This window comes from Atlanticothrix silvestris CENA357 (genome assembly GCF_016056295.1).
Classification (GTDB): Bacteria; Cyanobacteriota; Cyanobacteriia; order Cyanobacteriales; family Nostocaceae; genus Atlanticothrix; species Atlanticothrix silvestris.
On the sequence record NZ_JAECZB010000017.1, the window covers coordinates 1 to 25320 of the forward strand.

Annotated in this window: 22 protein-coding genes and 1 pseudogene; 9 read left to right on the forward strand and 14 right to left on the reverse strand. The window is 40.9% G+C overall.

What is annotated here, in order from left to right; translation table 11 throughout:
* Together I8751_RS09625 and I8751_RS09630 are read left to right on the forward strand one after the other, a co-directional pair.
* The coding region (locus tag I8751_RS09625) for a transposase (RefSeq protein ID WP_214438948.1) at positions 1-289 on the forward strand (289 nt) is incomplete at its 5' end.
* A 261-nt stretch (positions 290-550) separates the two neighbouring features.
* Positions 551-922 (forward strand): hypothetical protein, encoded by a 372-nt coding sequence (locus I8751_RS09630; RefSeq protein ID WP_214438949.1) that lies wholly within the window; start codon positions 551-553, stop codon positions 920-922.
* Here I8751_RS09630 and I8751_RS09635 read toward each other — a convergent pair.
* Complete coding sequence (locus tag I8751_RS09635) at positions 887-1795, reverse strand: alpha/beta fold hydrolase (protein WP_214438950.1); 909 nt, start codon at positions 1793-1795, stop codon at positions 887-889. The genes I8751_RS09630 and I8751_RS09635 overlap by 36 nt on opposite strands.
* Positions 1796-1892: 97 nt before the next feature.
* Positions 1893-2333 (reverse strand): SufE family protein, encoded by a 441-nt coding sequence (locus I8751_RS09640; protein WP_214438951.1) that lies wholly within the window; start codon positions 2331-2333, stop codon positions 1893-1895.
* Between the two features lie 419 nt (positions 2334-2752).
* Here I8751_RS09640 and psaK point away from each other — a divergent pair, with 419 nt between their 5' ends.
* The gene (psaK, locus tag I8751_RS09645) at positions 2753-3013 is read left to right on the forward strand and encodes a photosystem I reaction center subunit PsaK (protein WP_214438952.1); all 261 of its coding nucleotides are present in this window, start codon (positions 2753-2755) and stop codon (positions 3011-3013) included.
* Between the two features lie 377 nt (positions 3014-3390).
* Here the strand turns inward: psaK and I8751_RS09650 are convergent, their stop codons facing one another.
* From I8751_RS09650 to I8751_RS09675, 6 genes are all read right to left on the reverse strand, one after another.
* Positions 3391-3873 (reverse strand): cupin domain-containing protein, encoded by a 483-nt coding sequence (locus tag I8751_RS09650; protein WP_214438953.1) that lies wholly within the window; start codon positions 3871-3873, stop codon positions 3391-3393.
* A gap of 388 nt (positions 3874-4261) precedes the next feature.
* Positions 4262-4690 carry a COG3650 family protein gene (locus tag I8751_RS09655; protein ID WP_214438954.1) on the reverse strand — a complete coding sequence of 143 codons (429 nt, stop codon included), beginning with the start codon at positions 4688-4690 and terminating at the stop codon, positions 4262-4264.
* A 35-nt stretch (positions 4691-4725) separates the two neighbouring features.
* Positions 4726-4872 (reverse strand): hypothetical protein, encoded by a 147-nt coding sequence (locus I8751_RS09660; protein ID WP_214439011.1) that lies wholly within the window; start codon positions 4870-4872, stop codon positions 4726-4728.
* Positions 4859-5203 (reverse strand): hypothetical protein, encoded by a 345-nt coding sequence (locus I8751_RS09665; RefSeq protein ID WP_214438955.1) that lies wholly within the window; start codon positions 5201-5203, stop codon positions 4859-4861. Before I8751_RS09665 ends, I8751_RS09660 begins: the two co-directional genes overlap by 14 nt.
* A gap of 139 nt (positions 5204-5342) precedes the next feature.
* Positions 5343-5735, reverse strand: coding sequence for an MAPEG family protein (locus I8751_RS09670; protein ID WP_214439007.1), 393 nt, complete (start codon positions 5733-5735; stop codon positions 5343-5345).
* 395 nt (positions 5736-6130) lie between these two features.
* Positions 6131-6496: a pentapeptide repeat-containing protein gene (locus tag I8751_RS09675; RefSeq protein ID WP_263973490.1), complete on the reverse strand. Its 366-nt coding sequence runs from the start codon at positions 6494-6496 to the stop codon at positions 6131-6133.
* Between the two features lie 320 nt (positions 6497-6816).
* Here I8751_RS09675 and I8751_RS09680 point away from each other — a divergent pair, with 320 nt between their 5' ends.
* From I8751_RS09680 to rppB, 4 genes and pseudogenes are all read left to right on the forward strand, one after another.
* Entirely contained in the window at positions 6817-6960 is a 144-nt protein-coding gene (locus I8751_RS09680) for a recombinase family protein (RefSeq protein WP_225894067.1), read from the forward strand.
* Positions 6923-8181 (forward strand): annotated as a pseudogene (locus I8751_RS09685) (IS481 family transposase); the annotation flags it as partial. The gene I8751_RS09680 and the pseudogene I8751_RS09685, both read left to right, overlap by 38 nt.
* On the forward strand, positions 8171-8476 hold the full coding sequence (locus I8751_RS09690) for a hypothetical protein (protein ID WP_214438957.1): 306 nt from the start codon (positions 8171-8173) through the stop codon (positions 8474-8476). The pseudogene I8751_RS09685 and the gene I8751_RS09690, both read left to right, overlap by 11 nt.
* 145 nt (positions 8477-8621) lie before the next feature.
* Complete coding sequence (gene rppB, locus I8751_RS09695; protein WP_214438958.1) at positions 8622-10007, forward strand: two-component system sensor histidine kinase RppB; 1386 nt, start codon at positions 8622-8624, stop codon at positions 10005-10007.
* Positions 10008-10078: 71 nt separating this feature from the next.
* Here rppB and I8751_RS09700 read toward each other — a convergent pair whose 3' ends face one another.
* The 5 genes from I8751_RS09700 to mnmG form a co-directional block, all read right to left on the reverse strand.
* Positions 10079-13213, reverse strand: coding sequence for an efflux RND transporter permease subunit (locus tag I8751_RS09700; RefSeq protein ID WP_214438959.1), 3135 nt, complete (start codon positions 13211-13213; stop codon positions 10079-10081).
* A 36-nt stretch (positions 13214-13249) separates the two neighbouring features.
* Positions 13250-14854, reverse strand: a complete 1605-nt coding sequence (locus I8751_RS09705) for an efflux RND transporter periplasmic adaptor subunit (RefSeq protein ID WP_214438960.1) — start codon at positions 14852-14854, stop codon at positions 13250-13252.
* A 598-nt stretch (positions 14855-15452) separates the two neighbouring features.
* Complete coding sequence (locus I8751_RS30240; RefSeq protein WP_214438961.1) at positions 15453-17723, reverse strand: EAL domain-containing protein; 2271 nt, start codon at positions 17721-17723, stop codon at positions 15453-15455.
* Positions 17724-18350: 627 nt separating this feature from the next.
* Positions 18351-19727 carry a hypothetical protein gene (locus I8751_RS09715; protein WP_214439008.1) on the reverse strand — a complete coding sequence of 459 codons (1377 nt, stop codon included), beginning with the start codon at positions 19725-19727 and terminating at the stop codon, positions 18351-18353.
* A gap of 507 nt (positions 19728-20234) precedes the next feature.
* Positions 20235-22157 carry a tRNA uridine-5-carboxymethylaminomethyl(34) synthesis enzyme MnmG gene (gene mnmG, locus I8751_RS09720; RefSeq protein ID WP_214438962.1) on the reverse strand — a complete coding sequence of 641 codons (1923 nt, stop codon included), beginning with the start codon at positions 22155-22157 and terminating at the stop codon, positions 20235-20237.
* A 279-nt stretch (positions 22158-22436) separates the two neighbouring features.
* On the opposite strand from mnmG, the gene I8751_RS09725 reads away from it, so the two are divergent.
* Together I8751_RS09725 and I8751_RS09730 are read left to right on the forward strand one after the other, a co-directional pair.
* Positions 22437-23018, forward strand: a complete 582-nt coding sequence (locus I8751_RS09725) for a hypothetical protein (protein ID WP_214438963.1) — start codon at positions 22437-22439, stop codon at positions 23016-23018.
* Between the two features lie 271 nt (positions 23019-23289).
* A complete protein-coding gene (locus I8751_RS09730; protein ID WP_214438964.1) occupies positions 23290-23508 on the forward strand; it encodes a type II toxin-antitoxin system HicB family antitoxin in 219 nt (72 codons plus the stop codon).
* Between the two features lie 104 nt (positions 23509-23612).
* Here the strand turns inward: I8751_RS09730 and I8751_RS09735 are convergent, their stop codons facing one another.
* The gene (locus I8751_RS09735; RefSeq protein ID WP_214438965.1) at positions 23613-25241 is read right to left on the reverse strand and encodes a phospholipase D-like domain-containing protein; all 1629 of its coding nucleotides are present in this window, start codon (positions 25239-25241) and stop codon (positions 23613-23615) included.
* Positions 25242-25320 lie beyond the last annotated feature (79 nt).

Here is a 25320-nt window from a genome sequence, read left to right on the forward strand (position 1 = left end):
TATCCATATTATTCAGTTAGATAATGGAGCTTTTCATTTTAGCCAGCATCTTCAAATACCAGAAAATATCATTTTATTATTTCAACCTCCACACACACCCCAAGTTAATCCAATTGAGCGATTATGGGAGGAAATTAAAAGGCATTTAGCTTGGGAAAGCTTTGGAACTTTAGATGAGTTAAGACAATTTATCTGGAGGCGTTTGGAAAAATTAAACACATCAATCGTTGCTTCTATTACAGGTTGGGATTTTATTCTTGATGCTTTATTTGAATCAAATTTTTCGTGAATTGGTATAACTCTAAAGGGGAGATGCTAAAAGCGATGGGAGGGATTTCTCCAAGAGGATGAACTTCGGGGGGTTCGCCCCATTGTGCAAAATGGCGTTATTACGGCAGAAAATCCGCCTACAAAACTTTTTGCTTGTGAGTGAGTGTGGTTCTTGATTCTTCCTATAGAAAGTGGTCTCAACAATGCCAACAGTTTACTATGTGATTAGTGATACAAATGCTATTAAAACTTGAATCTCTGACTAAAGTGACCACTAATCATGAGAAATCAACAAATTGCGCCCCTTTTGGCTCAACCAGGGCATATAGAGCTTCTACAAAAAGATGAATTAGCTATTATTCGCCATCGCCGCGCTGTCAAACGTTTAAAGATACAGCAAACTCTTACTGAGCGCCTGTTTAAAATAATTGCAATTACCTCTATCTTTAGTAGTATTTTTTTGGGAATAGGTGCATTGACATGTTGGAGGTTTGAGATTAGTGCCGATGTGATCGCCACAACCAATAATAAACAAGATTGGCAAACAAGAAAACATATCTGTTTGGGTTGGATGTTATTTGCGTTTTCCAGTTTTCTTGGCACTGCTTCGTTTAGTTCAAGGGGAGAAAAAAAAACCCCGAACCGCTTCTAAAACATTTACCGGATATTCCTCATGTAGCCCTAATGAACCAGGAATGATCACACTTGTAACTCCTGGCAAAGCTGCCAAAGCGTCCATTTCTGCTCGTGATTTTGGTGGGCTAGATTCCCCAATTACTACCATCAAAGGTATAGATAACGATCGCGCAAGTGTTAGAAAATCAGGTTGTTCGTGTATGGCATCGAGATTGCCTGTCACAAAGGCAGCAGAAGCAAATCTGGCTCCTGGTTGTTGAGTTGTTTGCCATTTTTGGGTGATGAAACTGGGAGTCAGTTTAGACTCATCCGTAAAAACATGGCGACGGTACATCCAACTTAAAAAAGATGGTGTAGTGTTGATTTTATAAAGTACTTGACCAAGTATAGGCGATCGCACCAATCCTCTCACCATGCCAGCTATTTGTTGATTTGCCCCCATTGTCGGTAAAGGGCCACGCCAAGTGGGTGCTACCAAAACAATCCGCGAAAATACAGCAGGTTGTTTCAGTGCTAGTTGCAATACATAACTAGCAGCATGTCCAGCCGCCACGACAGCAATTTTTGTATTAAAAACGGCTTTAACAAAATCTTCTAGAAATTGCTGATATATTTCTGGTTGGTAATCTAAACTAGGGCGAGAAGATTGCCCAAATCCCGGCCAGTCTACTGCTACAGCTTGAAAGTGAGGAGCTAGTAATTTAGCTAGTTCGCCCATTTCTTCACGAGTTGAAACGCTGCTGAAAGCGGGGAGTAGCAATATTGGTGAACCTTTGCCAAGAGTCTCATAAATAACGCGCAATGGTTGATTTTTCCAATGCCATACATATTCTTTAACTACTCCGCCAAAGCCCACAGGATTATCAGTTGATAATAAATTGGTTGACATCAGATTAATTTTTTATTGTTATTCAAGTTTCAAAGCTAGAAGTTAAAATTTTCAACTCCTAACTCTAATTTGCGATATTAATTATCACTTATCCGTGTTAGTTAGGCATATCTAACTTACATTCCAACGCCTTTTTTTGCATGGTTTTAAAAATGTTATAAAAACCATTAGCGCGAGAAGGTGTTAGACTGACATTTAAACCAGTTTCCTGAATAAAATCTGGGGTAAGTTGTACAATTTCGGTGGGAGTTAATCCCTTCAACCCTTCCACCAAAAGTCCTACTAATCCTTTAGTTAATTGAGAATCAGAATCGCCTTGAAATACAACTTTATCATCATCTAAAGCTGCTGTGACATAGACCTGAGAAACACAACCAGGAACTTTGTTTTCTGGTACTTTGTCAGCTTCGGGAAATTCATTGAGCTTCTGAGCATACCAGATCAGTTGTTCGTAGCGTCGCTTAGGCTCAGCAGCACGTTGAAAGCGCTGGACAATTTTAGCGAGAGCAGGTGGCAAAGAATCTAGAGTTGAGGACATAACAGAAGCTGCAAATAATCGGCATTACTTTGAGTGTAAATTATCTTTCGAGCGATTGCACCTTAACTTCAGCTTGATGTATGAGCTATCCCTCACAACCATCATTCACTATCAGTTGTCATTTTTAAAACAATTTTTGCATATACGCCTTAGCTATTTATCGTTCGCAAAGCGTCTCATAAAGAAAACATCGCCTAAATCTTGAGTTACATTTTTAATACATGTAATCAAAAAAATCTATTTATATTTTAGCAAATTGATCGTAGATACGTTTAAGTAAGCAATAGCTAGGCAATAATTTGATTAAGTATTGAAAATAAGTGTTAAATATTAATGCAGAATCAGGCTTTTTATTGAATTTGCCTCAGTAATTCTCAGATTATATTTTCAATCATTAATAAATTTCAGGAGCCAATCAGGTGTTTACTTCAACCTTACTCGCTGCTGCCACTACACCCCTGGAATGGAGTCCGACAGTTGGGATAATTATAATTCTCGTCAATATTATTGCCATTGCTTTTGGCAAATTTACCATCAAACATCCCAACTCAGAACCAGCCTTACCATCAGCTAATTTATTTGGTGGTTTTGGTCTGCCTGCGTTATTGGCAACTACCGCTTTTGGCCATATTTTAGGAGTGGGTGTTGTCTTAGGGCTGCATAACCTAGGTAGAATCTAGTCGTCTACCAACCCAAAAATGCACTTATGAGGATTGAGGAAAGGATAAAACACCTTTCCCCTTTCCCCCGACTAAATTCACTTGGCGAAATACTAATACCAACTATATCGTGTCCGGGTAAAGACTTATCATTAAGACCGCAGGGGGCAGGGAGCAGGGAGAGAAAGAGTTTTCAGGTTTTTGCACAGATGCGTGATTCATAACTAAGTAAGCCGGATATGATATTCTCTATGAAGATGCACTAAATGATAAAGTGTAAGGATCTAAGGGTATGGAAAATGGGTTTCGAGTACAAACGCTATTTGGGAACAGATAAACAGGTACGTTGGTGAGGCGGGGGTAATCGAAGTTTCGATTGAGGAAATGCATTCTACCTGTTATGCCTTCTTACCTCCTATTGGTTCAGTTATATTTTCCATATCGACTAGATTCCACTTTAAACCTTTGCTCCTATATATACGCTTGTGCAAATTTGGATAGTCACCGATATCATGGTCTAGTCTTTGACCAACTACTACACATTTGAATATAGAATTGCCCGTGTTTTTCAGCTTATGCGGCTTACCACCAGCGCGATATCCAATAAAATCTCCTGCTTTAACTGGATAAACGCTTTCTCCAATTGTTGCCTCAGCTTCTCCCTCAAGAACGTATACACACTCTTCTTCGTGATAGTGCATGTGAAGCTCCGTTGATTCACGTCCAGGCTCTACTTCAATGATGTGGAAACCGATATTTTTTAAACCTGTCAAATCTCCTAAAGACTTATTCAATCTGCGAGCATTGGAGTTGAGAAAATGTATTTTTTCTAGTCCTTCATAAGACTCAATCTCTTCTTTGGTGACTAAATACTTTTCCATTTCTTGATACCAAGGTGCTAAGAAAATTTGATGTTAAAGGCAACAGGGAACAGGGAACAGGACGGGTGTTGGACGGGGATTTAAACCCCGCCCAACACAATCGCCCCAAGGGGGCGGGGCTTCTGACCCACTAGTTCGCCCTGGGAACGAACAGGCAACAATTTCCCCATCTCATCAAGAATCTTCACTGTTAGCCTGTTGCCCGTTCCCTGTCCCCTCGACCGAAGGTCGGTGAACAAGCGAGGGGCCTAAAGATGAATTAAGATAAAAGTTAAAACAGGTTCAAGGTTTCCATCTCAGCAGAAGTGATTGCTTCTATTTGTGCATGGGATTGTATCATCACTTCGTTATTAAGTGCAACTTCATAGAAAATTGGTATAATTTTGTTTTATTGTTTTTCAGCGCAACCTTCTAAAACCGTATTACCCAAAATGAAAATAGCCGAATAGAGATAATTTTTGTCTGACATACCATCACTACAGGTATCAACTTTTTTAATGATTAATGTATTGTTACCCCTATTTTTTAATTTGTATACTCGCACGAGATCTGCGGTACGTCCTTGTGCTTTTAATGGGACAACATAGGGAAATACCTGCTTTTTAACATCTGGCGAAGAGTAAACAATGCCACGTTTGCTGACGGTGACGCTCCAAAATGGTTCATTTCCCCTAGCAATGAATTCTTCACTACTAGCAGTTTCTGCAACAACAAGACTATTTTTATTAATAGATAATTCATTGGCAGTACTAGGACTATTAGCTAATAAGCTAGCACCAAATCCGAGCAGAGTAACATAGCAGATGAAAGCTTTCATGTATCGAAAATGTATAGCTGCTAATTTACTTTAGTTTAGCGCTTATTTGGGTACTGCCGCATGAAGTTCAAACATGAAAGGCGATCGCAGCTTCTAACTGAATCGCCTTTCATTTCCTCTAAGGGAATTTCAATAAAAAATGGGTGGACTACCTGATAGCCTTTTGTTTTAGGCTGTTTCATCCGTCAAATTAAAGCCCCAAGGTTTCAGAGCCGCGATCGCTATTTCCCTATCTACACCTTCATAAGCCTCCCATTGCGACGGGTGATCTTTAGGATGTCCGTCGCCTACATTACCTGCAACTTTTATCACCGGAACGCCCACCAAGCGATCGCGCTCCATCCCTTTTGGGAGGGCTAGTTGAAGTTTGCGACCTACAAACTTCGATGCACTTGAATTAGCTACAGATTCACGGATTAAACAAATATCACCAGCAATCCCCCAAATAGTTTGGTAGATGTGGAGGAACGATATATAGGTTTCTGGTTTGATGGATCTTTTGAGAACTTGCACTATTTGTAATCCTTATGAAGTCGTTCTTGGTTCAAAAATTTTAAGTATGGCTATCAGCTATAGTATCTCCGACAAAACGAGGCGATCGCAGGCGTAGACATCACCTCTCAGCTCTACTCATCATTATCTAGCAAATGATTTATGGCTGCACCAAAGATAAGATGATACCAACTAGCGAACCCAAGAGTAGCACTATACTGCTGAAAGAACTGATGACAAAGCCAATCATCCGCTTTTCGGCAGCCTGATAGTATCCCCAAGCGTAGACACTTCGACCCATAAGCCAGATAGCACCAACAAGCGCCCCCCAAAATGAATTGACGTACAAAGAGAACAACCACAAGGCGGGTAAGAAGAAAACTAGCTGCTCTAGGGTATTTTGCTGAACACGCAACACTCGCTCAAAGTCGGCATTTCCTGTCATTTGAGGAGGGGATACTTTATACTTGGCTCTGGCTCGACCAACATTAATTGTGATGACCAAGTAGAGTAGCAGTGTCAGAGCAGTTATAAGACTAGTCCAGGGCAACATATCAAAATCCTCAAGTACCAAAAAAGTATAATCCTTTGGTTTCATAATTGGGGCGGACTCTAATACCAATTCACAATGACGCTCCTTCGTCGCTCTAAGCGTAGCTATGCCGCAGGCTTTACGCTGCAAAGATCGCAAGTCGCAATTCGCAATTAAAAAACCTTGATACAGATGTAAACCTTTCAATGGTTAAATCTGTATCAAATTTTTCGTGAAATGGTATAACACGTTGGCATTGAACTGGAAAAAATTTTGTATAACACCACAGCAAAAACCCAATTCACTCAAGAGATTGGCTCGTGGTGGTAACGTGTCTTAGATATGTCGTGATTGTTATGAGAATAAATTTCCGAAGCTTGCTAAAAGTTGAAATAGTTGCACATCACCAAGCGCGATCATTGTCTAGCAAAAGCTAAGTCACTTTCAATTAACTTGGCATCTGTTAGGTTAGCCCCACTCAAATTGCACAAGTAGAAATTTGCTCCTCTTAAGTCTGCTAGCGCTAGATTAGCTCCTGTTAAATTTGCATTAGTGAGGTTAACTTCACTTAAATTAGCGCTACTGAGATTAGTACCCCTCAGTGAAGCTTGTTGCAGATTTGCCCTGCTTAAGTTTGTCCTCATTAGGTATGCGTTATTGAGATTAGCTCCACTTAAATTAGTTTGGCTGAGGTCTGCTGCTGTTAAATCAGCTTTATTTAAGTTGGCTTGACTGAGGTTTGCCCAACTTAACTGAGCATAACTTAAGTTAACTTCACTCAACTTTACTGACGCAAGTACTGCACACCTCAAATTAGCATTAATAAAATTTCTTTCTCCCATTGCATAACGGCGTAAAATTTTATCAGGTGTTACTCTGTCTAAAACAGCTTTTGATGCGCCTTGATAACACCATGTAGCTGTCTTAAGTTTGGCAGCAGTGTAACAGCTACCTCATCACATTTAGCTATTATCACACCATTGCAGCCATCCCACTCACCGTTAAGCATCAGGGCAATCTCACTAGCGGCAGCAATTGAGTCAAATAGTAAAACAAAACAGCCCAAGAATCCGATGTAATCATTTTTTCAGAAGTTAGTCGGATGGCACGCTCCACCCTACAAGTATTAGAAATGCTGGAGTGCTGCGTGCGTCGGGGAATTAACGTCCATATCGCCAAACAAGGTATGGTACTGGATGACTCAATGCAAAGCCGAATTACAGCAACAGTTCCAGGCCGAATCTAGCAATCAATGTTGGCATTTTGACAAGGCGGTTCGGCGGGCAGAGTACTCTGTCCGCCGACACGCCGCCTCAGTCCATCAGACCTCAAGCAGGTTAAAGCACCAGCCTTCATAGAACCGGGGCGGGGGCATCCGCTGTTAATGCTTTATAGTGTCGTGGATGACCGTAGCGGTGTTGCATACCAAGAATACCACGGTGTTTACGGTGAGGATGTGGAAGCAGCACTGCGGTTTATGTTTGCCGCCATGTCACCTAAGGCGGAGACAGACTTTCCCTTTCAAGGCATTCCCCAAATGCTGTACATGGACAATGGCCCTATTGCTAAGAGCTTAGTGTTTCAAAAAGTCATGGGTTATTTGGGGATTGAAGTACGTACGCATTTACCTAATGGCAAGGATGGACGGCGGGTGACGGCTCGTTCTAAGGGGAAGGTAGAAAGACCCTTTCGCACTGTTAAAGAAATGCACGAAACTCTTTACCATTTGCATGAACCGGAGACCGAAGCCGAGGCGAATGCATGGTTGATGAAGTTTTTGCTCCATTACAATAACCGATCCCATCGCAGCGAACCCCATTCCCGGATGGAGGACTGGGTGAGCAATTTACCTGAGTTAGGCATCCGTCAAATGTGTAATTGGGAACGTTTTTGTACATTTGCACGCTCACCCGAACGCCGTAAGGTAGGCATCGATGCTCGCGTTACAGTTGAGGGGGTGGCTTATGAGGTGGAACCAGATTTGGCTGGAGAAACTGTTGTTCTGTGGTGGGGCTTGTTCGATAACGAACTGTACGTAGAACACAAAGAACGTCGCTACGGGCCGTTTCTGCCTGTGGATGGCCCAATCCCCCTACATCGCTACCGTAGTTTCAAGAAAACACGAACGCAGAAACGGGCAGAGCGAATTGAATCTTTGGCTCAAGAGTTGTCTTTACCGAACTCTGTGATTGGTAAAGGCAATCAGCCAGAATTCGGGAGTAATACAACCCAACTAAAGGTGCAGCCCTTTGTTGACCCTAACCCATTTCAAGAACTGACATTCAGCACGGTGATTGCAGCCAAATTAGCGATCGCTGATTATTTGGCACGCCCATTAGCCAAACTCACCTCAGAACAGATGGCTTATATTGATGCGGTTCTGCTGACTACTCTCAATAAGCAGGAGGTAATCAAACAAATTCGAGATTTCTTTAACCCCATTACAGGTACGAGCCATGTTGAGTGATGTCATGACTTATTTTGGTCTGAAACGTACCTTAGATCATGTGGGCTATTTTGAGACCCAAGAGCAGACAAATCTATTCAAAGAACTCAAACCCCAAATTAGGCAAGGTCGTTTGATTGCGATAACAGGTGTTGTTGGTTGTGGTAAAACAACGACTTTACAACGACTGCAATTAGAATTGTCCTCTGAAAAAGACATAAGTAGTATCTCGAACTCTTTGGCTCTGTCAAACACATTATTTAATTTATTCGCTTGTTGTGCTGTCAATTTTTGGGAGTTGCCATTTCTTATGTGATCCATATAACGATCTCCATCAGCCTATTACCTCTAAGATTCCCAAAAATCTACAGAATTGATATAATTTAGCACTTAATTTTTGACATTTACAGCTTTCTTTATTTAACAGGCTCAAGCTGTATGGCTGCCAATGATGTTTGATTATGAATCAAAATAAACTATTTCAGCAGACACGTCTGCATTTGGCATTATGGTATGCGCTTGTTATGGCTTTGATTTTAAGCTTATGCGGGTTTGGCATTTATAAAGCAATATCCCATGCCCATTGGATGACGTTAGATCAAGAAATAGAATCAGTTGCAGGAACTCTCCACGATAGTATTGAACTGAAACTACAACAACCTGGGCAGTTAGAACCAGTTATCAAAGAGCTTTTACCAAATATCTGCGTAGTAGGAAAACAGTGTATTCCAGAGCTATCAACTTCCCAACGTCACACTCTTAGCGCTATTCATCAAGGTCACTACTATGTACGTTTATTTGATAATTTAGGAAATTTGTTTGCCGTAGGTGGTTCTTATCCAGCAGGCTTGTCAACAAAATTTAATCAGGAACTATGGCAGACACTCCAAGACAATAAAGGCAAGTTTTACCACCAAATTACATTGATGCTGCACACTCTAGACAATCGTGATTGGGGTTACATCCAAGTAGGGCGAAGTCTCGAAGACTTTAATAATTATCTAGATGCGGTAAAACTGACTTTAGGATTAGGTTCACCAATTGTAATTGGTCTGGTTGGTCTTGCGAGTTGGTGGTTAGCAGGATTAGCAATGCAACCTATTTATCGCTCATACAGACAAGTCCAGCAATTTACAGCAGATGCAGCTCATGAATTGCGGACACCTTTAGCAGCAACACAAGCAACAGTAGAATCAGCGCTAATGATGTCTCAACTAAATGAAATAGAGGCGCGGGAGATTCTACAAACTATATATCGTCAAAATCAGCGGTTGACAACTCTGGTTACAGACTTATTGCTGCTGACTCGCTTAGATCGTCAATCTGTGCCACTACAAAGTGAAATTTGCCACTTGAATGATATTATCAACGACTTAATAGAAGAGTTTGCAGCTTTAGCGATCGCCAACGACATTACATTAACATCTACAACACAGATATCAAAACCCCTAAATATTATCGGCAATGAAGATCAGCTTTATCGCCTATTTTCTAATTTAATTGTCAATGCCATTCAATACACCCCAAAAGGTGGAAAGGTAACTGTTCTTGTAAATTGCAGTGAGAATTATGCTGTAATTCAGATGCAAGATACAGGCATTGGCATTCCTCAACCAGAAATACCGCGAATTTTTGATCGCTTCTATCGGGTACATAGCGATCGCTCCCGTAACACTGGTGGTTCTGGATTAGGGTTGGCGATCGCACAAGCAATTGTCCAGGCACATCATGGTAACTTAAGTGTGCAAAGTGAATTAAATAAAGGTAGTACTTTTATTGTTAAGTTACCCTTTGATATAGCGGTTCCCAGATGGGTAAGGTACAAAAAAACAATTAGTCATAGATGAATATAGATAGATACTTGTAAGGACACGGCATTGCGTGTCCCTACCCATGTACTCATGCTCAGACAAAATTGCTATGGTTGTGTTTGCTCGCGATTTGGTTTGATTACGCGCTCTGTAGCCGATTTAATCACGATATACAAAATTGGCACTACAAACAAACTTAAGAAAGTAGCAACCAACATCCCACCAAATACTGTGGTTCCCAAAGACTGACGACTTCCCGCACCTGCACCTGTAGCGATCGCCAAGGGAAAAATGCCCAAAAGAGTAGAAAAAGCTGTCATTAAAATTGGTCGTAAACGCTCTTGGGAAGCCTCAATAGCAGCCTTAGTAATTGATAGCCCTTGGTCTCGCAATTGATTGGCAAATTCCACAATCAAAATTGCATTTTTACTCGCTAAACCAATTAACATTACCAACCCAATTTGGCAGTAAACATCATTAGCAAAACCCCGCAGCGATTGAGCTATAAGTGCGCCAAAAATAGCTAAAGGCACTGCAAGCAAAATGATTAAAGGATCTATGTAATTCTCGTATTGAGCAGCTAGCACTAAAAAGACAAAGACAATTCCTAAACCAAAAATCATCGGTGCTAAACTGCCAGAATCTATTTCTTCTAATGCAGTTCCTGACCATTCGTAACCAAACCCTGGTGGTAAAACTGCTTGAGCTACCTGCTCCATTGCCTGAATGGCATCTCCAGAACTTGAGCCAGGAGCCGCAGAGCCATTGATTTCAATTGAGCGAAAGAGATTATAGTGATTAATTGTTTGCGCTCCCACCACAGAAGTAACTTTGACTAAGTTATTCAAAGAAATCATTTCATTTCTTTGGGAACGAACATATAGTTGACCAATGTCTTTGGGATTAGAGCGAAACTGTTGATCTGCTTGCACATACACCCGATAATTACGTTGCTGAAGATTAAAATCGTTGACATATTGGGAGCCCAAAGCAGTTTGTAGGGTACTATAAATGTCATCTACAGAAACTTGCAATGACTTGGCTTTATTGCGGTCTACTTCCACAAGCAGTTGTGGTGTATCTGCGGCAAAAGTACTAAATACAGCTTGTAATCCTGGTGTTTGATTGGCGCGACCGAGTAATTGACCCATCGATTGTACTAAAGTATCTAAACCACTGTTACCTCTACGATCTTGCAGTTGAAAAACGAAGCCGCCAAAGTTACCTAATCCTTGAATAGGTGGTGGATTTACAGGAAAAACTCTTGCTTCAGGGATAGATAACAATTTTCCTTGCAAACTCCTGATAATTCCTTGTGCTGATTGACTTGCTTGGGAGCGTTCAGCCCACGGTTTTAAAGTAGTAAATATAATACCGCTGTTGGCAGTACTACCACTAAAGCCAAAGCCACCAACGGCGAAAGTCCCTAAAACTTCAGGGACTTTGAGAATTTCTTTTTCTACTTGTTCCATGACATCGCTGGTATATTGCAGCGAAACTCCTTGCGGCCCTTGGATAATTGTAATGAAATAGCCTTCGTCTTCTTCTGGTAGAAAGGCTGTAGGTACTGTGGTGTAAAGCCAAGCCGTCATTCCCAAGGAAACAATAAATAGCCCAATGATGACGCTTTTGAAGCGTACTAGAAAAGTGAGCGATCGCTGATAGCCCCTTTGTACCCAATCTAGAAATCGATTAACTTGGTTAAAAATCTTCCCCAGCCAACCGGTAGGTCTTTGTCCTTGACGCAATAGCAGCGCACATAAAGAAGGTGTGAGAGTCAAAGCCAAAAAAGTCGAAATTGCAATCGAGAAGGCGATCGTCAACGCAAATTGCCGATAAAGTGCCCCTGTAGTTCCCGGAAAGAAAGCTACTGGCACAAACACTGCCATTAGCACTAGTGAAGTAGCAATCACCGCCCCAAACAGTTCCGCCATCGATTCACTGGCAGCGCGGCGGGGATTCATGCCTTTGTCTTGGATAAAGCGGCTGATTTGCTCAACTACAACGATCGCATCATCGACCACCATCCCAGATGCTAAAGTCAGACCAAACAAAGTCAAACTATTAATGGAAAAGTTAAAAACTTTAGCAAAAACAAACGTCCCAATCAAAGACAAAGGAACAGTCAAGGCAGGAATTAAAGTAGTTCGCCAGTCTTGCAAGAAGACGAAAATTACAATTACAACCAGCACCACCGCTTCAATTAGAGTCTTGACTACTTCTGCCATCGACTCTTCTACAAATGCTGTTGTGTCAAAGGCTACTTGATATTTCAGTCCAGGCGGAAAACTAGGAGCTAATCGTGCCATTTCGGCTTTAACTCCTTTGGCTACATCCAAGGCATTGCTACCAGGAATCTGATAAATACCTAAACCTACAGCCTCGTTGCCGCGAAATCGCAAAAATGTGTTGTAATTTTCCGCGCCTAGTTCGGCTCTACCGACATCTTTAAGCTTAACCAATGTGCCATCATCTTCAGTTTTGAGGACAATTTCTGCAAATTCCTCTGGAGTTGCCAAGCGACTAGCGGCACGCACGTCAATTTGATATCTTTGTCCTTCGGGAGCAGGTTCTTGCCCAATTCTCCCAGCCCCAATTTGCAAGTTTTGTTCAGATAGGGCGTTTGATACATCCTCAGTCGTTAGTCCCCTACTAGCTAGGCGACTCGGATCTAGCCACAGTCGCATTGCATAGCGACGTTCGCCAAAAATTTGCACATTGCTAACACCTTTGACTCTTTTTAAGGCATCTGCCAGATAAAGGTCAGCATAGTTACTTAAGAATGTATTGTTGTATTCATTATTTTCAGGGTATAAACCAATTGCTAAAAGGATGTTGTTAGATTCTTTTGATACTCTAACTCCCGTGCGCTGTACAGATTCTGGTAGTTGCGGTTGGGCAACAGAAACACGATTTTGCACATCCACCGCTGCAATATCTTGATTCCGTGATGAATCAAAAGTAGCAGTAATAGTACTAGAGCCATCGTTACTACTGCTAGAAGTGATGTATCTTATACCCTCAACACCGTTGATTTGCCTTTCTAAAATATTCGTGACTCCGCTTTCCACATCTTCAGCACTGGCTCCGCTGTAGTTAGCAGTAATGCTGATTTGAGTAGGAGTAATGTCTGGAAAACGGGCGATCGCCAGCGTCGGAATACTAATTAACCCTAGTATAAGAATAATCAACGCAGCAACCGTAGCAAAAACTGGTCGCTTAATAAAAAAATCGACAAACATAGTTTTAGAAATGGGTAGATGGAAATTGGGAATTAGTTATAAATTGGGTGAGGGCTTCCCACTACCCATTTCTTCAGAGGCAGGCATGATTGGAGCGCCGTTAGTTAAGTTGAGAATGCCGGAAACAACAATTTTTTCACCAGTCTTCAGTCCTTCAATAACTTGATAATTACTGTCCTCAATTTCTCCCAACTTGATAGGCTTTTGTTTAGCCACCAAGGGCGGCGCTCCTGGTTGAGATTTTTCGGGTGCTTCAGCTACAAACACAAAAGTCTGCCCACCTAGACGAGATATTGCTGTAACTGGAATTAAAATACCTGGACGTTCTTCCCAAATGACTCTGGTTTGTACGAGTTGGCGATTCAGTAATTGATCGCTGGAATTGCCAAATATAGCTTTAGCTAAAACTGTCTGGGAATTTGTATTGGCATTTGGCGAAATAAAACTCACCTTACCTGTAGCTGTGGGTTGCCCTTGAGCATCCAGAATTTGCACGGGTAATCCCAAGCGCAACTGTTGAGCTTGATTGAGAGGAATGGATATATTCAGTTCTAAAGAATTGTTCCTGTTGAGTGTAGTGAGTTCGTCGCCTTGACTAACAAACTCTCCCACCTTCACCGGGATATCACCGACAATACCAGTAAAAGGAGCCACAACCCTTGTATATTGCAATTGGACTTGGGCTGCTTTAACTTGGGCAGCTGCTTGAGTAACTTGAGAACGGGCTTGAGCAATTTCTTCTGGACGGGGGCCGTTCTCCAGTTGCCTTAAGTTTTGTTCTTGTTGTTCCACAGCAGCAGTTAGCTCGCTAATATCAGAGCGCCTACTTTCGCGGAGTTGGTCTAAACGTCGCTGGGCTACAACTAGTGCAGCTTCAGCACTGCGTTGTTCTCGAACATATCCATCTAACTGATCTTCGGAAATTGCACCCTCTTTTCTTAATTGTTCGTATCGCTTGGCGCGTGACTGCGCTAGTTCTAAATCAGATTTAGCTGATTCAATTTGGGCTTGGGCTTGGGCAATTTCTTCTGGTTGCGCTCCCGATTGGGCATTTTTCAGGCGGGCTTGGGCTTGAGTAAACTGCGCTCTGGCTTGGGCAATTTCTTCTTTTCGCGTACCCGCTTTGAGTTCAGCAAGACGTGCTTGGGCTTGTTCTACTGAGGCTTTAGCTTGTAGTAGCTGGGCTTGGGCATCATCGCTTTGCAGGCGAATCACAGCTTGCCCTTGTTGGACGCGATCGCCTTCTTTAAATAAAATCTGAGTAACTCGCCCATCAATCTCTGGCTTTAGTGCTACTGAGCGTGGAGCCTCTAAAGTACCTACAAACTCAGAAGCTTCTTGGATAGTTCCAGTTTCTACAGTAGCCAATTTGACAGGAATTGCCTGCGGTTGACCAGCAGCCCCAGCACCTGCGGGTGCATTTCCAGCCAAGCTACTTTGCCACCAGCGCCAACCAAGACCGCCGCCTACAATTAACAGCATGATTCCCAAAATTAACGGCCAACGGCGCTTTTGAGTTGATTTAGATGATTGCTCTAACTCTGGTAGTAGATCTTGTTTTTCAATCTGACTGGAATCCTTAACAGCAGATTGTTCTGTTTCAACGGGAACCGAGGAATCGGGGAACTCAGAATGGGACATTTTAGTTTTCTTATCTTTTAGATTTGGCAATCTATGATCTTTGTTGAGAAAGCTTTATATAAAGATTTCTCAGCTATTTTTTCTATATCTACAATTCGCAAAACCTTTACGCAAGTAGAGAAATAATCTGGGTTGATTGGCACAGTGCTAATACCATACACGAATCAATCGATCTAATTTTTTATGTAACATTCGCTACTATACCTCTGTGTATTTAGGACATTACTCTTGCACAAGTCTGTGCAGTTTTAGGCGCTAAATTTGATATGCTAATCAAGCAAGAACTTGTAAATGTAAGTACTTGCTTGCATTATATCTACATCTTAAGAAAATGTGCATAGAATAGCGTAATTAGTAGCGATCGCGTAAAAACCTACGCTTGCGAAGCAATTTACGAAAAAGAGGTAAAAATTAATAAGTTTTGATTATTTAATTTATTGCTCATCCTCACAAAATGAGAATTTTATATAAATAAAAACTATTTAAATATAATTGAGACTCGTGGATATATCAGACTTCAAGAGTTAGAGAATGTTTGTAGTGAATGCTGAAGCGCTCACGCTCAGGACTAAAGTTTGAATACGAACTTATCAAAGGTTCAATCGGTATTACTAATAAGATTTTTAAGATAATCACGTTGTTGCGGATCAAGACGAATCATTTCAGCCCCCGCTTTTCCTATAATGTGCCCTTGAACATATCGAATTCCCAGCTTATACAATTTCCCTAACGTCACTGGACTTGTACTATCAAATCCTTCAATCACTACTTTGGGCGCATGAGAACGCCCTTCACTAGCAAGATCAAGCACAAAGCGACATGTGATATCAATAGCACCAGGTTGAATAGTCGCTTGGTAAAGAATCTCGCGGTCAATTTTAACATGAGCAGGGTTCAATCCTGCTAAACGATTAACCGAAGCATGACCAACACCAAAATCATCAATAGCAAACCCAATCTTCAAATAACGTACATAATCTCTAATCTTTTTTCTAAATACGTCTAAAGTATCTGGTAATGGAGACTTTTCAGAAATTTCTAGTATTAATTTTTCAGCTTGGATAAGTTCTTCATCAGCTAAAATTTGTTTTATTGCTTCAAAGTACGCTTCATGCATTAATGACTGTGGATATACATTGATTGATAATTCTTGTATATCTTCAGCTCTTCGTCGTCCGGGGCTACGCATACAGGCAGCATGATAATCAAATATCGCATTTTTCATGAAATATATATCAAGCTCAATCATGAATTGCAATCCCCAAAGCTCTGCGGCGTTAAATAGATCGATAGGAGCTAAACCATTATTCGGCTCACGGGCTAGAGCTTCCCAACTATAAATATATGGACGTTTTGGACTGAGATATAAAATTGGTTGAAAATGAACTGTCATTTGGTTGAGACGATGGCAAAATAGCTGAAACCTACGGTTATAAATTTCCAGGGAAAGAAAACCGTAAGATCGTTTAAGATCATCCAAAATAGCAGCCTCTAGCAAAGAAGGTTGTATGGAGGTCAACTCACGAGTTGCAGCATATAGAGAGCCAAGAATTCGTCCGTATACTTCTCCCAAAAGATATGAGTTTTGAGGTAAACCACAAACAACCATTAAATCCTTAGTAGATTTGGATGGCAAAGGTACAAACATCAGTACTTTATTTATTTCTCCTTCTGCATACAAAAGAGATGAACCGTGATAATCTCGACTAAAAATATTTTTATCAGAAGAAATAATTGGTAATATTTGCGAAACAACAGTCTCAATATAAGTATTTTGGCTTAATTTTTCGGCTTGGAAATTGCTTTGCGCCCGAATTACCCAGCCATCTTCTGCTTGGCGAAGAACAACTACCAAATCACCATCAGATGTAAGACGAACCGCCTCTAAAACTCGATTTTCTATACTAGAAATTGGAAGTTCATTTGTGAGAAATGCTATTAATTTATCGATAAAATTTTTGCAAGATTCAAATGGATTTTTTAAAGGAACAATTTCCAAAGATTGTTGTTCATTAACTTGGACTTTGGAAATACTTAAAGTTGTAGAATTTTTAGTAATCTGCTGTTTCCAATTAGGACTAGATTTAGTGAGAATAATTATACCGTAGTCCTGTCCATATCGTCCTGGCAATTGTTTAGATGGTGCATGATTACGTACATAAGTTAATAAGCTATCAACAGTTACCTCGCCTGTATCTTGTTCAATTGCTCCTCCTTTTAATCCCTGAATAAAATAGTAAGTAAAAACACTATTTTGAAATTCTTTGCTTTCATAAGATGGAAGATCAGGAGGACATGAAACTATGGCAACTCGACCATTTTCTCCAGAAAAAAATCCTTTTTCGACTAACTTCTCATCAGTTGGAATTCTGCTTATTTCTGTAGTTGCTCCTTTAGTAACTGAAGGAACAAAAGCTCCACTATGGCAGCTATCTAGTATAAATAGAACATATTTTGCATGGGAGGCTAAGAAAATATCTTCATAAAGTTCATCCATTCTTAAGCCTGCTCTTCTATTTCTTGTAATTAGAAAATTAATATCTACATCATGAGTACCTAAATAAGCCTTTCGGTTTTTTTCTCCAAGCATGAAGCCATGTCCGGAAAAATAAACTAAAACAGTATCATTAATAGTTGGTTTCTGTACAATCTCTTGAAACAGTACTTCTCTGATATTATCTGTAATTGCATTTTTTCCCAGTAATAAAGTTGTATTATCGGGCAAAAATATGCCAGTTTCTGTATTTGTTAAGATGTCATAGCAGTCTTGACAATCTTTTTCAGCATACTCAAGAGTTGGTAAATGTTGTACATCTTTATAAGTATTGATTCCTATTAAAACCGCATAGTTAGTTCCATTTATAGACACTTTCTCTTTACCTCCGTATATTAGAGATTTTGTATTATCAAAATACGCAAAATACTACTCAAGAAAAAATGCTAGTTCAGAGAAGTTTTCATTTTTTCAATTAATAAACTTCCCTAGATTCATTTTTTCCAGGGAAGTTTTGTACCCATTTCAGTTAATGCAGAAAAAATAAGATAGATGATAAGTAAACCAACACCTGCAAAAAAAGCCAATAGATCATTATCCATAAATGTTTGTAGTTTAAATTTTGCTAATCATAGCCGAATGAATACGTCAATAGTTAGTTTCTCATGCTTCTCAAAGCATGGAATTTTTTAAGACTTGCGTAGAGATGTTAGGAAGACACCTTGCTCAGCAAACAATGCTCATTAACTTTTTCAGTTAAAATGACCAGATTATGAAAAATCCCAATCAGGATATGGATATTCACAATCTACATCTATAAAAACATAGACTTGTTAAATATCACTATTGCTTTATTTGCCTAAAAGCATATTATTCTTTATTAGCTGATGCTTATTTCATTGCCCTATTTTTTGAGTTACCCATTAATCTACAATAAAAGGGACAATAATATGTCATACAGCTTGTACAGCAAAAATTAACCACGGTAATTTATCGCAAATTCTACAACTTTTGTCCGGCATAAATTGATCGCACTTCACCATTACGGCGAACTATAGCTTCACCGTTGCTGACATCAACTAGTGTCCAACCACTCGAACCAATACCTTCTCCAATGTTGATGCGACGAGTCACACCGTCAACCTGAAATAAAGCAGCAGATTTGTTGCCTAACTCTAGTAATCCTTCTAGGGTGTGGGTAGGAACCGCTGCGGTAGTGGTGGGTAAATATGCTTGCTGTTGGGTAACTGACTGAGTTGGTGCAGTGGTGGTAGGTAGTGTTGGTGATGCTACACGCAATGGAACAACTGGTAATGCAGGTAGAGGATTAGGCGGCTGCTTTACAGTGATGGGTGCGGTTCGTACAGATAAAGGTTTGAGTTCTCCACGTACAGCAGCTAGCATGTTAACACCCACGGGTTTAGCTGCTTGCTTGACTGTATTCAAGGCAGTTTTTACAACATCAGGTTGAGATGTTTTGGAATTAGTTGCTACTGGTGGTAAAAGTGTGGGAGTGCCAGGAATAGCCGGGGGCGCGTAGCGCATAGGCGATGGCGCTTGATAAATAGGAATGTAAATACGCTCAACAACGTTGCCAGAACGGTTAGGAGTCAGTGGCGTATTATTAGCAGCCAAAGGAGGCGGTAGATTTCCCACAGGCTGATTACCAGCAAAAGCAATGGCGTTAGAGTTAGAGGCTAATCGATTAGTGAGTCCTGGACGAACAGATTGTTGATTATTTGTGGCATTCTGCTTATCGATAATTGCTAGCGCTCCTAGCATATAGTCAACCAACTCTGCCTCAACGTCTACTTTTGTAGGTAGTTGCATTTGGGGCACATAAAGAGTCTGTGGCTGTGTCAATTTGGAAGTGAGAAGCAGTAGTATTCCAGACTGAAATAAGTAAATTGTACCTGCGATCGCAACGCCTATAGTTGTGCCCAAAACCAACAGTTTTCTTAGCGCGCGTCTGGTTTGCTCACGTCTAGTACTAATTGCTCTTGCGCCAGGATTGTCAACTACAACCTGACCTTGAGCTTGCTTGTTCCTAACTTGAGTAAGTGTACTAGGTAAAACGATCTGCGGTACATTAACTGTCTGTACAGACTCATATTCTGTAGTTATTGGTCTGGAATAGTTCCCTGGCTTGTAGAACCACTCACGGGCGGTAGTTTCTTCTGGGGAACGACGTGGTGTGCGATTACCATGCCTCGCAGTTTGAGAAGGCAGGCTCACACTAGCATCCAAAATTTCGTCAATATCGGCAAAGAGTTCGTCCATCAAGCCATCAGCATAGAGTTCTATCGACCAAGGCTCATTGGTGAGCAAGTCTTCTGATGGTTCTGGAATAATAAGATGGGTGCTGGCTGCTTGTAACATAGGCATTTTAGTTTGTGGCTGCCAGTATAGGGCACACCGCCCCTACTGCCTGGGAATTAGGATTTTATTTACGCTACGCGGGTCAGTTGTCAGTTGTCAGTTGTCAGCGATGCGCTGAGTTTCGACTACTTCGACTTCGCTCAGTACAAGTGCGCTCAACTGCCGCTTGTCGAAGTGTTGTTTTTGATTTGGTTTTATACCTTAACCCAAGAGTAAGCAGTCTTAAAAACATCTTCTTGAAAAGTTGAGCGCCGGGAAACCCAAACGCATAGTGCCAGTTATCTCAAGTCGGCAGAGCTGCCCACGAGACTGGTCTAACTTTTCGCTTTACTACTGACTACTGACCACTGACAAAACTCTATCCCCTTGTGGGTAGAGTTTTTATTGCTTGGTAGTATTAAGTTCAACTTAAATTCGGAGACTGCTGATGATGCCAGTACTTAATTCGTGTCATCTATCATACTAATCTCTTCTTCTCTACTATACTCACCCTTCATCAAGTTGAAGTTAAGCTAAAGCTGTAAATGCTGACTGGGAATGGGTTTTACGCAATTCTAAATATATTAATAAAGCATTAATATCAGCGGGATTCACCCCACCAATACGTGCTGCTTGACCGATGGTAAGCGGTTTTACTTTGTTCAGCTTTTCTCGTGCTTCTTTAGAAAGGGTATCAATTGTTGTGTAATCTAAATCCGCAGGTAACTGGCGTTGCGCTTGACGGGCAATTTGTTCAATCTGATTTTGTTGTCTAGCGAGATAGCCAGAATACTTGATGTCAATTTCTGCGCCTTCTTTCTCGGCTTGTTTGAGATTAGGATTCCCTAATCCGTAACTGTCGAGGTCAACGTAATGAAATCCCGGACGGCGGAGTAAGTCAGCAAGGGTAATGGAACCTTTGATGGCTTGTTGGGAAACAGAAGCGATCGCTTTCCCAATTTCATCATGTTCTTTGACCCGTGTCGTGTATAGCCGTTCTTTTTCGGTGGCAATCTCTAGCTGTTTTTGGGTAAATAACTCCCAGCGGCGATCGTCAATCAAGCCAATTTCTCGCCCTAGGGGTGTTAAGCGTTGGTCAGCATTATCGGAACGTAATAATAAGCGATATTCAGATCGACTCGTAAGCATTCGGTAAGGTTCACGCAAATCTTTGGTACATAGGTCATCTACCAGCGTCCCAATGTAACTTTGCTCACGGGGGAAAATAATCATTTCTTGACCCCGTACCAACCGCGCGGCGTTGATTCCCGCCACTATCCCTTGGGCTGCGGCTTCTTCATAACCTGTAGTGCCGTTAATTTGCCCTGCACAAAATAAACCCGCAATTTTTTTTGTCATCAGTGTGGGATAACACTGTGTTGCTGGGATGTAGTCATATTCCACAGCATAAGCCGGACGCAACATGAAACATTGTTCTAATCCTGGCAGGCTCCGCAACATTTGCAATTGCAAATTTTCTGGCAACCCTGTAGAAAAACCTTGGATATATAGTTCTGGAATATCCCGCCCTTCTGGTTCAATAAAAAGTTGATGGCTTTCTTTATCAGCAAAGCGCACAATCTTATCTTCAATACTGGGGCAATAACGAGGCCCTTTTGCTTCTACCCAACCGCCATAAACCGGCGACAGGTGTAAATTTTCTCGAATCAGTCGATGGGTTTCAGGAGTGGTGCGGGTAATGTAGCAAGGTATTTGTTCCCGTTCTACCCACGCCTGGGGGTCAAAACTAAACCAGCGTACTTCTTCGTCACCTGGCTGGATAGTCATTTTACTGTAGTCTACTGATCGCTTATCTACCCGCGCTGGAGTACCAGTTTTTAAGCGTCCGGTTTCAAATCCCAAGCGATTCAGAGTTTGCGTTAAGCCTTCTGCTGCAAATTCCCCAGCCCGTCCTGCTGGCATAGATTTATTCCCAACCCAGATCTTTCCTCCCAAAAAAGTGCCTGTTGTTAAGATGACTGCTTGACATTGGAAAGCTACCCCAAAGTAGGTTGCAACGCCAATAACTTCATCATTAGCGCCCAGCACCAAATCTGTAGCCATTCCCTCGCGGATGATCAAATTTTCTTGGTTCTCGACAATATTCTTCATCACCGCTGCATATTCGCGCTTATCAGTTTGAGCGCGTAATGCCCAAACCGCAGGCCCCCGTGAAGAGTTGAGGATGCGCTTTTGTAGGTATGTACGGTCTGCTATTTTGCCAATTTCCCCACCGAGTGCGTCTACCTCATGGGTCAACTGCGATTTAGCAGGGCCACCCACCGCTGGATTACAGGGTTGCCAAGCAATTTTATCCAAATTGAGGGTCAATAGCAGAGTACGACAGCCGAGACGAGCAGATGCGAGAGCTGCTTCGCAACCGGAGTGACCTGCACCGACGACAATGACATCAAAAGCGTCTTGAAATTCAACGGAATTGTGCATGGTCATATTTACAGGGTCAGCAAACTGAGAATCAATAATAATTTTAACTGATCCGTAGCAGTCCTAAATTTAACGTCAACTCAGTTAATCAGTATTTCAGTTGCATATTTTATTTTCCTGTCAAAGAAGTATAAAAATTGACATTCTTTGCTAAAATTTTACAAAGTGCTATCACAATAACACTTCGTTGGAACCGCACCTCAGGCGATCGTTCGACTGCTTAGGCAAATTTTTATAACTTGCTAGTCAACACAGCAGTACTTAATAACCTTAAATAAGGGAAGTATGATGGAAGCATTGTTTGGTCTTCTAGGGACGCTGCTTGGAGCAGTCATTTCTTGGTTCGTTTCTGACAGACACGCTAAGATGCAAACTACCTTCGATCTCCATCGAGAATTTTATTTTGGAGATTTGCTTGAATCTAGAAGACCTGCTGATAAAATCTTTGCTAAATATCTTGACGAAACTTACGACCAGTTCTCGTCGTCCTTAGAACCAGAACAGTACACCCATATCTGGAATACCATAAATTTTTATCAGCGACTTTGGGTTGCGGTTGAGCATAAACAAGTTGTTATCAAGCTAGTGCCTGATCTGTTTGGCGAAGTTTTTATCCGATGGTATATTTTGTACTTTGAAAAAATGTTTGTTCCGTTGACTTTGACTTCCAGCAAGAGACTCAAAAAGTTAAGAAATTGGTTTGAGACCAATTCTGAGCAGGACACCTTTAAGGAGTGGGTCAGGTTAGCTCGAAAGGAACGGCAGGATATGATGGAGCGCATGGGGTTGCTTTCAGTTAATGAAGCAGTAGTGTTGTCACAAAGGCAGTCGAACACTGAATTAGAGCGAAAGGGCATAAGTACTTAGTGTAGTTGCAAAAAGCTTCGTAAACTTCGCTACAAACTAGGTTTATCGCCTATTAACTACAATCCCTTTCTTGAGGGCGTTGCTTAATTAGGATATGAAATTCAAAAATCAACTCTTCTCAACTCTTACTCTCTGCGACTCTGCGTCTCTGCGTGAGGTCAATTCATATTTCCACTCAGCAACGCCCATATTTCTATTCTGCAACGCCAGAAAAACAACTAGAAAAGTTGCTTACTGAGATAGAGAATTTGAGCGAGGAGGACGAGGATTCATGAATCGGTATAGCATGATTATTCAATGGTCTGATGAAGATCAGCTTTTTTTAGTCACAATTCCAGAGTTTGCCAATTTAGTTGTGATGCCTTGCACTCACGGCAAAACTCGTGAAGAAGCAATTCATAACGGTGAAGAAGTTATTGAAATGTACTTGGAAGCTTGGGAAGCAGAAGGTGAACGTATCCCTAAACCTAGGACGCTTCAAGCTGCTTGAAAATGTGGCGTTGCATAAAATGCGGGATGAGTTGATAGAAGCCCACGGTCGTAAACCTAAATTGATGGGCTTGTTTAAACAACGGGGTATGGAGTAAAAGACTGCTACCAAGTCACTAAATTATCCCATTTTTCCAACATTTTACTACTAACCCCCCGAACTTTTTCTAAATCTTGTAAAGACGAAAAATTTTGCTGTTGACGAGCAATAATTATTCGCTGTGCTAACTTTTTACCTACGCCAGGGAGAGTTGCTAATTCTTCTTCGTTTGCTGTATTTATATTAATTTTTTTAATAATTTTATTGTCAATTGACGAAGAAACTTGAATTTGGGCACACTGTTTTTCTTGAGCTTGAATTTTTTGTTGTATTGCTAGCGTTAAACCAGGTTTAGCTTTGGTATAAAGACGGGCAAACTCACGCAAATAATGAGCTGCAACGGTGGGACTTTCAACAACTACCAATGTTTCATCGTTACCATTATTAGCAGCATCTGACCAATTGTGAGAACCAGTAATGACTTTTTCGTTATCAATCACAGCATATTTGTGATGTAATAAATCACCTTTAGATAAAGTAGGTACACCTACAGTAGTAATTGGATTTTTCCAAGGATGATTATCAACTTCATATTTACATTTATTACTCAGAGCAACTCCCATCATATCTAAAGCTTCACTGTAGGGACGATAGGCAAATTGTGGATCAATTAAAGCGCGGATTGATACGCTTTGTTGATGACGATTTTCTAAGATATTGGCAAGACGTTGCTCAGAAAAGACAAATAATGCCATATCTATAGATTTTTTGGTTGAATCTAAAGTTTTGCCAATTAAACCATTACTGCTATTACTCCAAGGTTGAGTCAAAGAAGTAGGTGAAAACTGTGCCGTAATTTTGGTTTGACCTAAAGTGATATTTATTGGCGATCGCAGTGGTTTTTTGATACCAAATTTACTATCTAATTTACCTGCTGGGCCATCGCCCCACATAATATTAAATTCTTCTGTAAATAAGGAAGCTAATTCTGGGCTATCAATTTGCAATAAATTATTGGCATTTCCCAAACTACTAGAATTTGTAAAATCACCAAAAATATCACTCATTGTAAAATTAGCTGAAGTTATAATTACAATGCGATTATCTACAATCACAAATTTGTGATGCATCAAGCTACTACCTGCTGATCCATCTGCTTGATCATCAATCTGAGGAATTTTGCCGTTTTGTAAAATTATCAATGCATCTCTTTGCTTGATTTCCTCTGGACTGAGTTGATTGTCTTTATTAATATCTACAAATTGTTGAAATTCACGGTAGCGTTCTTGTTCCCTTGGTGCTAGCTTCTTAACTTCATCAGGTGTCCAGGTACTCCAAGGGCGGCTGTAAGTATTTTCTAAAATTACTCTGACCCTGATCCCTGCTTGTTGTCGGTCTGCGAGTGCTTGGGCAACTTTGGGTAAACGTAACTCTTGGACTGCAACATCAACTGTAGATTTAGCTTGGGAAATGGCATCAACAATTTGTTTTTCTAAGTCATCCCCAAGACGGGTTTGCTGACGGTAAGACTCTTTGTATTCTGAAGATTCAGAATGATTAAAGTAAACTTTAACGAACGGATCTTGCGGTAGTGGTGCGAGACGCTTATTGTAAGACTGGACTCGTTGACAAGCCGCGATCGCAAATACCAAAAAACAGATTAGAACATCTCTTCGCTTAAAAAAAAGTTGCACGATAATCTACTAAAAGTGAATTGGCAGTGAACACATTTATCATTCCCAAAAAGGAGTACGCCAAATTAAGTAGATAAAT

Bases quoted from the DNA above. Each gene is read 5' to 3' on its own strand.
- I8751_RS09630 (WP_214438949.1), top strand. From the start codon at position 551: ATGAGAAATCAACAAATTGCGCCCCTTTTGGCTCAACCAGGGCATATA.
- I8751_RS09635 (WP_214438950.1), bottom strand. From the start codon at position 1,795: ATGTCAACCAATTTATTATCAACTGATAATCCTGTGGGCTTTGGCGGA.
- I8751_RS09640 (WP_214438951.1), bottom strand. From the start codon at position 2,333: ATGTCCTCAACTCTAGATTCTTTGCCACCTGCTCTCGCTAAAATTGTC.
- I8751_RS09650 (WP_214438953.1), bottom strand. From the start codon at position 3,873: ATGGAAAAGTATTTAGTCACCAAAGAAGAGATTGAGTCTTATGAAGGA.
- I8751_RS09655 (WP_214438954.1), bottom strand. From the start codon at position 4,690: ATGAAAGCTTTCATCTGCTATGTTACTCTGCTCGGATTTGGTGCTAGC.
- I8751_RS09660 (WP_214439011.1), bottom strand. From the start codon at position 4,872: ATGAAACAGCCTAAAACAAAAGGCTATCAGGTAGTCCACCCATTTTTT.
- I8751_RS09670 (WP_214439007.1), bottom strand. From the start codon at position 5,735: ATGTTGCCCTGGACTAGTCTTATAACTGCTCTGACACTGCTACTCTAC.
- I8751_RS09680 (WP_225894067.1), top strand. From the start codon at position 6,817: ATGGCACGCTCCACCCTACAAGTATTAGAAATGCTGGAGTGCTGCGTG.
- I8751_RS09690 (WP_214438957.1), top strand. From the start codon at position 8,171: ATGTTGAGTGATGTCATGACTTATTTTGGTCTGAAACGTACCTTAGAT.
- rppB (WP_214438958.1), top strand. From the start codon at position 8,622: ATGAATCAAAATAAACTATTTCAGCAGACACGTCTGCATTTGGCATTA.
- I8751_RS09700 (WP_214438959.1), bottom strand. From the start codon at position 13,213: ATGTTTGTCGATTTTTTTATTAAGCGACCAGTTTTTGCTACGGTTGCT.
- I8751_RS09705 (WP_214438960.1), bottom strand. From the start codon at position 14,854: ATGTCCCATTCTGAGTTCCCCGATTCCTCGGTTCCCGTTGAAACAGAA.
- I8751_RS09715 (WP_214439008.1), bottom strand. From the start codon at position 19,727: ATGTTACAAGCAGCCAGCACCCATCTTATTATTCCAGAACCATCAGAA.
- mnmG (WP_214438962.1), bottom strand. From the start codon at position 22,157: ATGACCATGCACAATTCCGTTGAATTTCAAGACGCTTTTGATGTCATT.
- I8751_RS09725 (WP_214438963.1), top strand. From the start codon at position 22,437: ATGATGGAAGCATTGTTTGGTCTTCTAGGGACGCTGCTTGGAGCAGTC.
- I8751_RS09730 (WP_214438964.1), top strand. From the start codon at position 23,290: ATGAATCGGTATAGCATGATTATTCAATGGTCTGATGAAGATCAGCTT.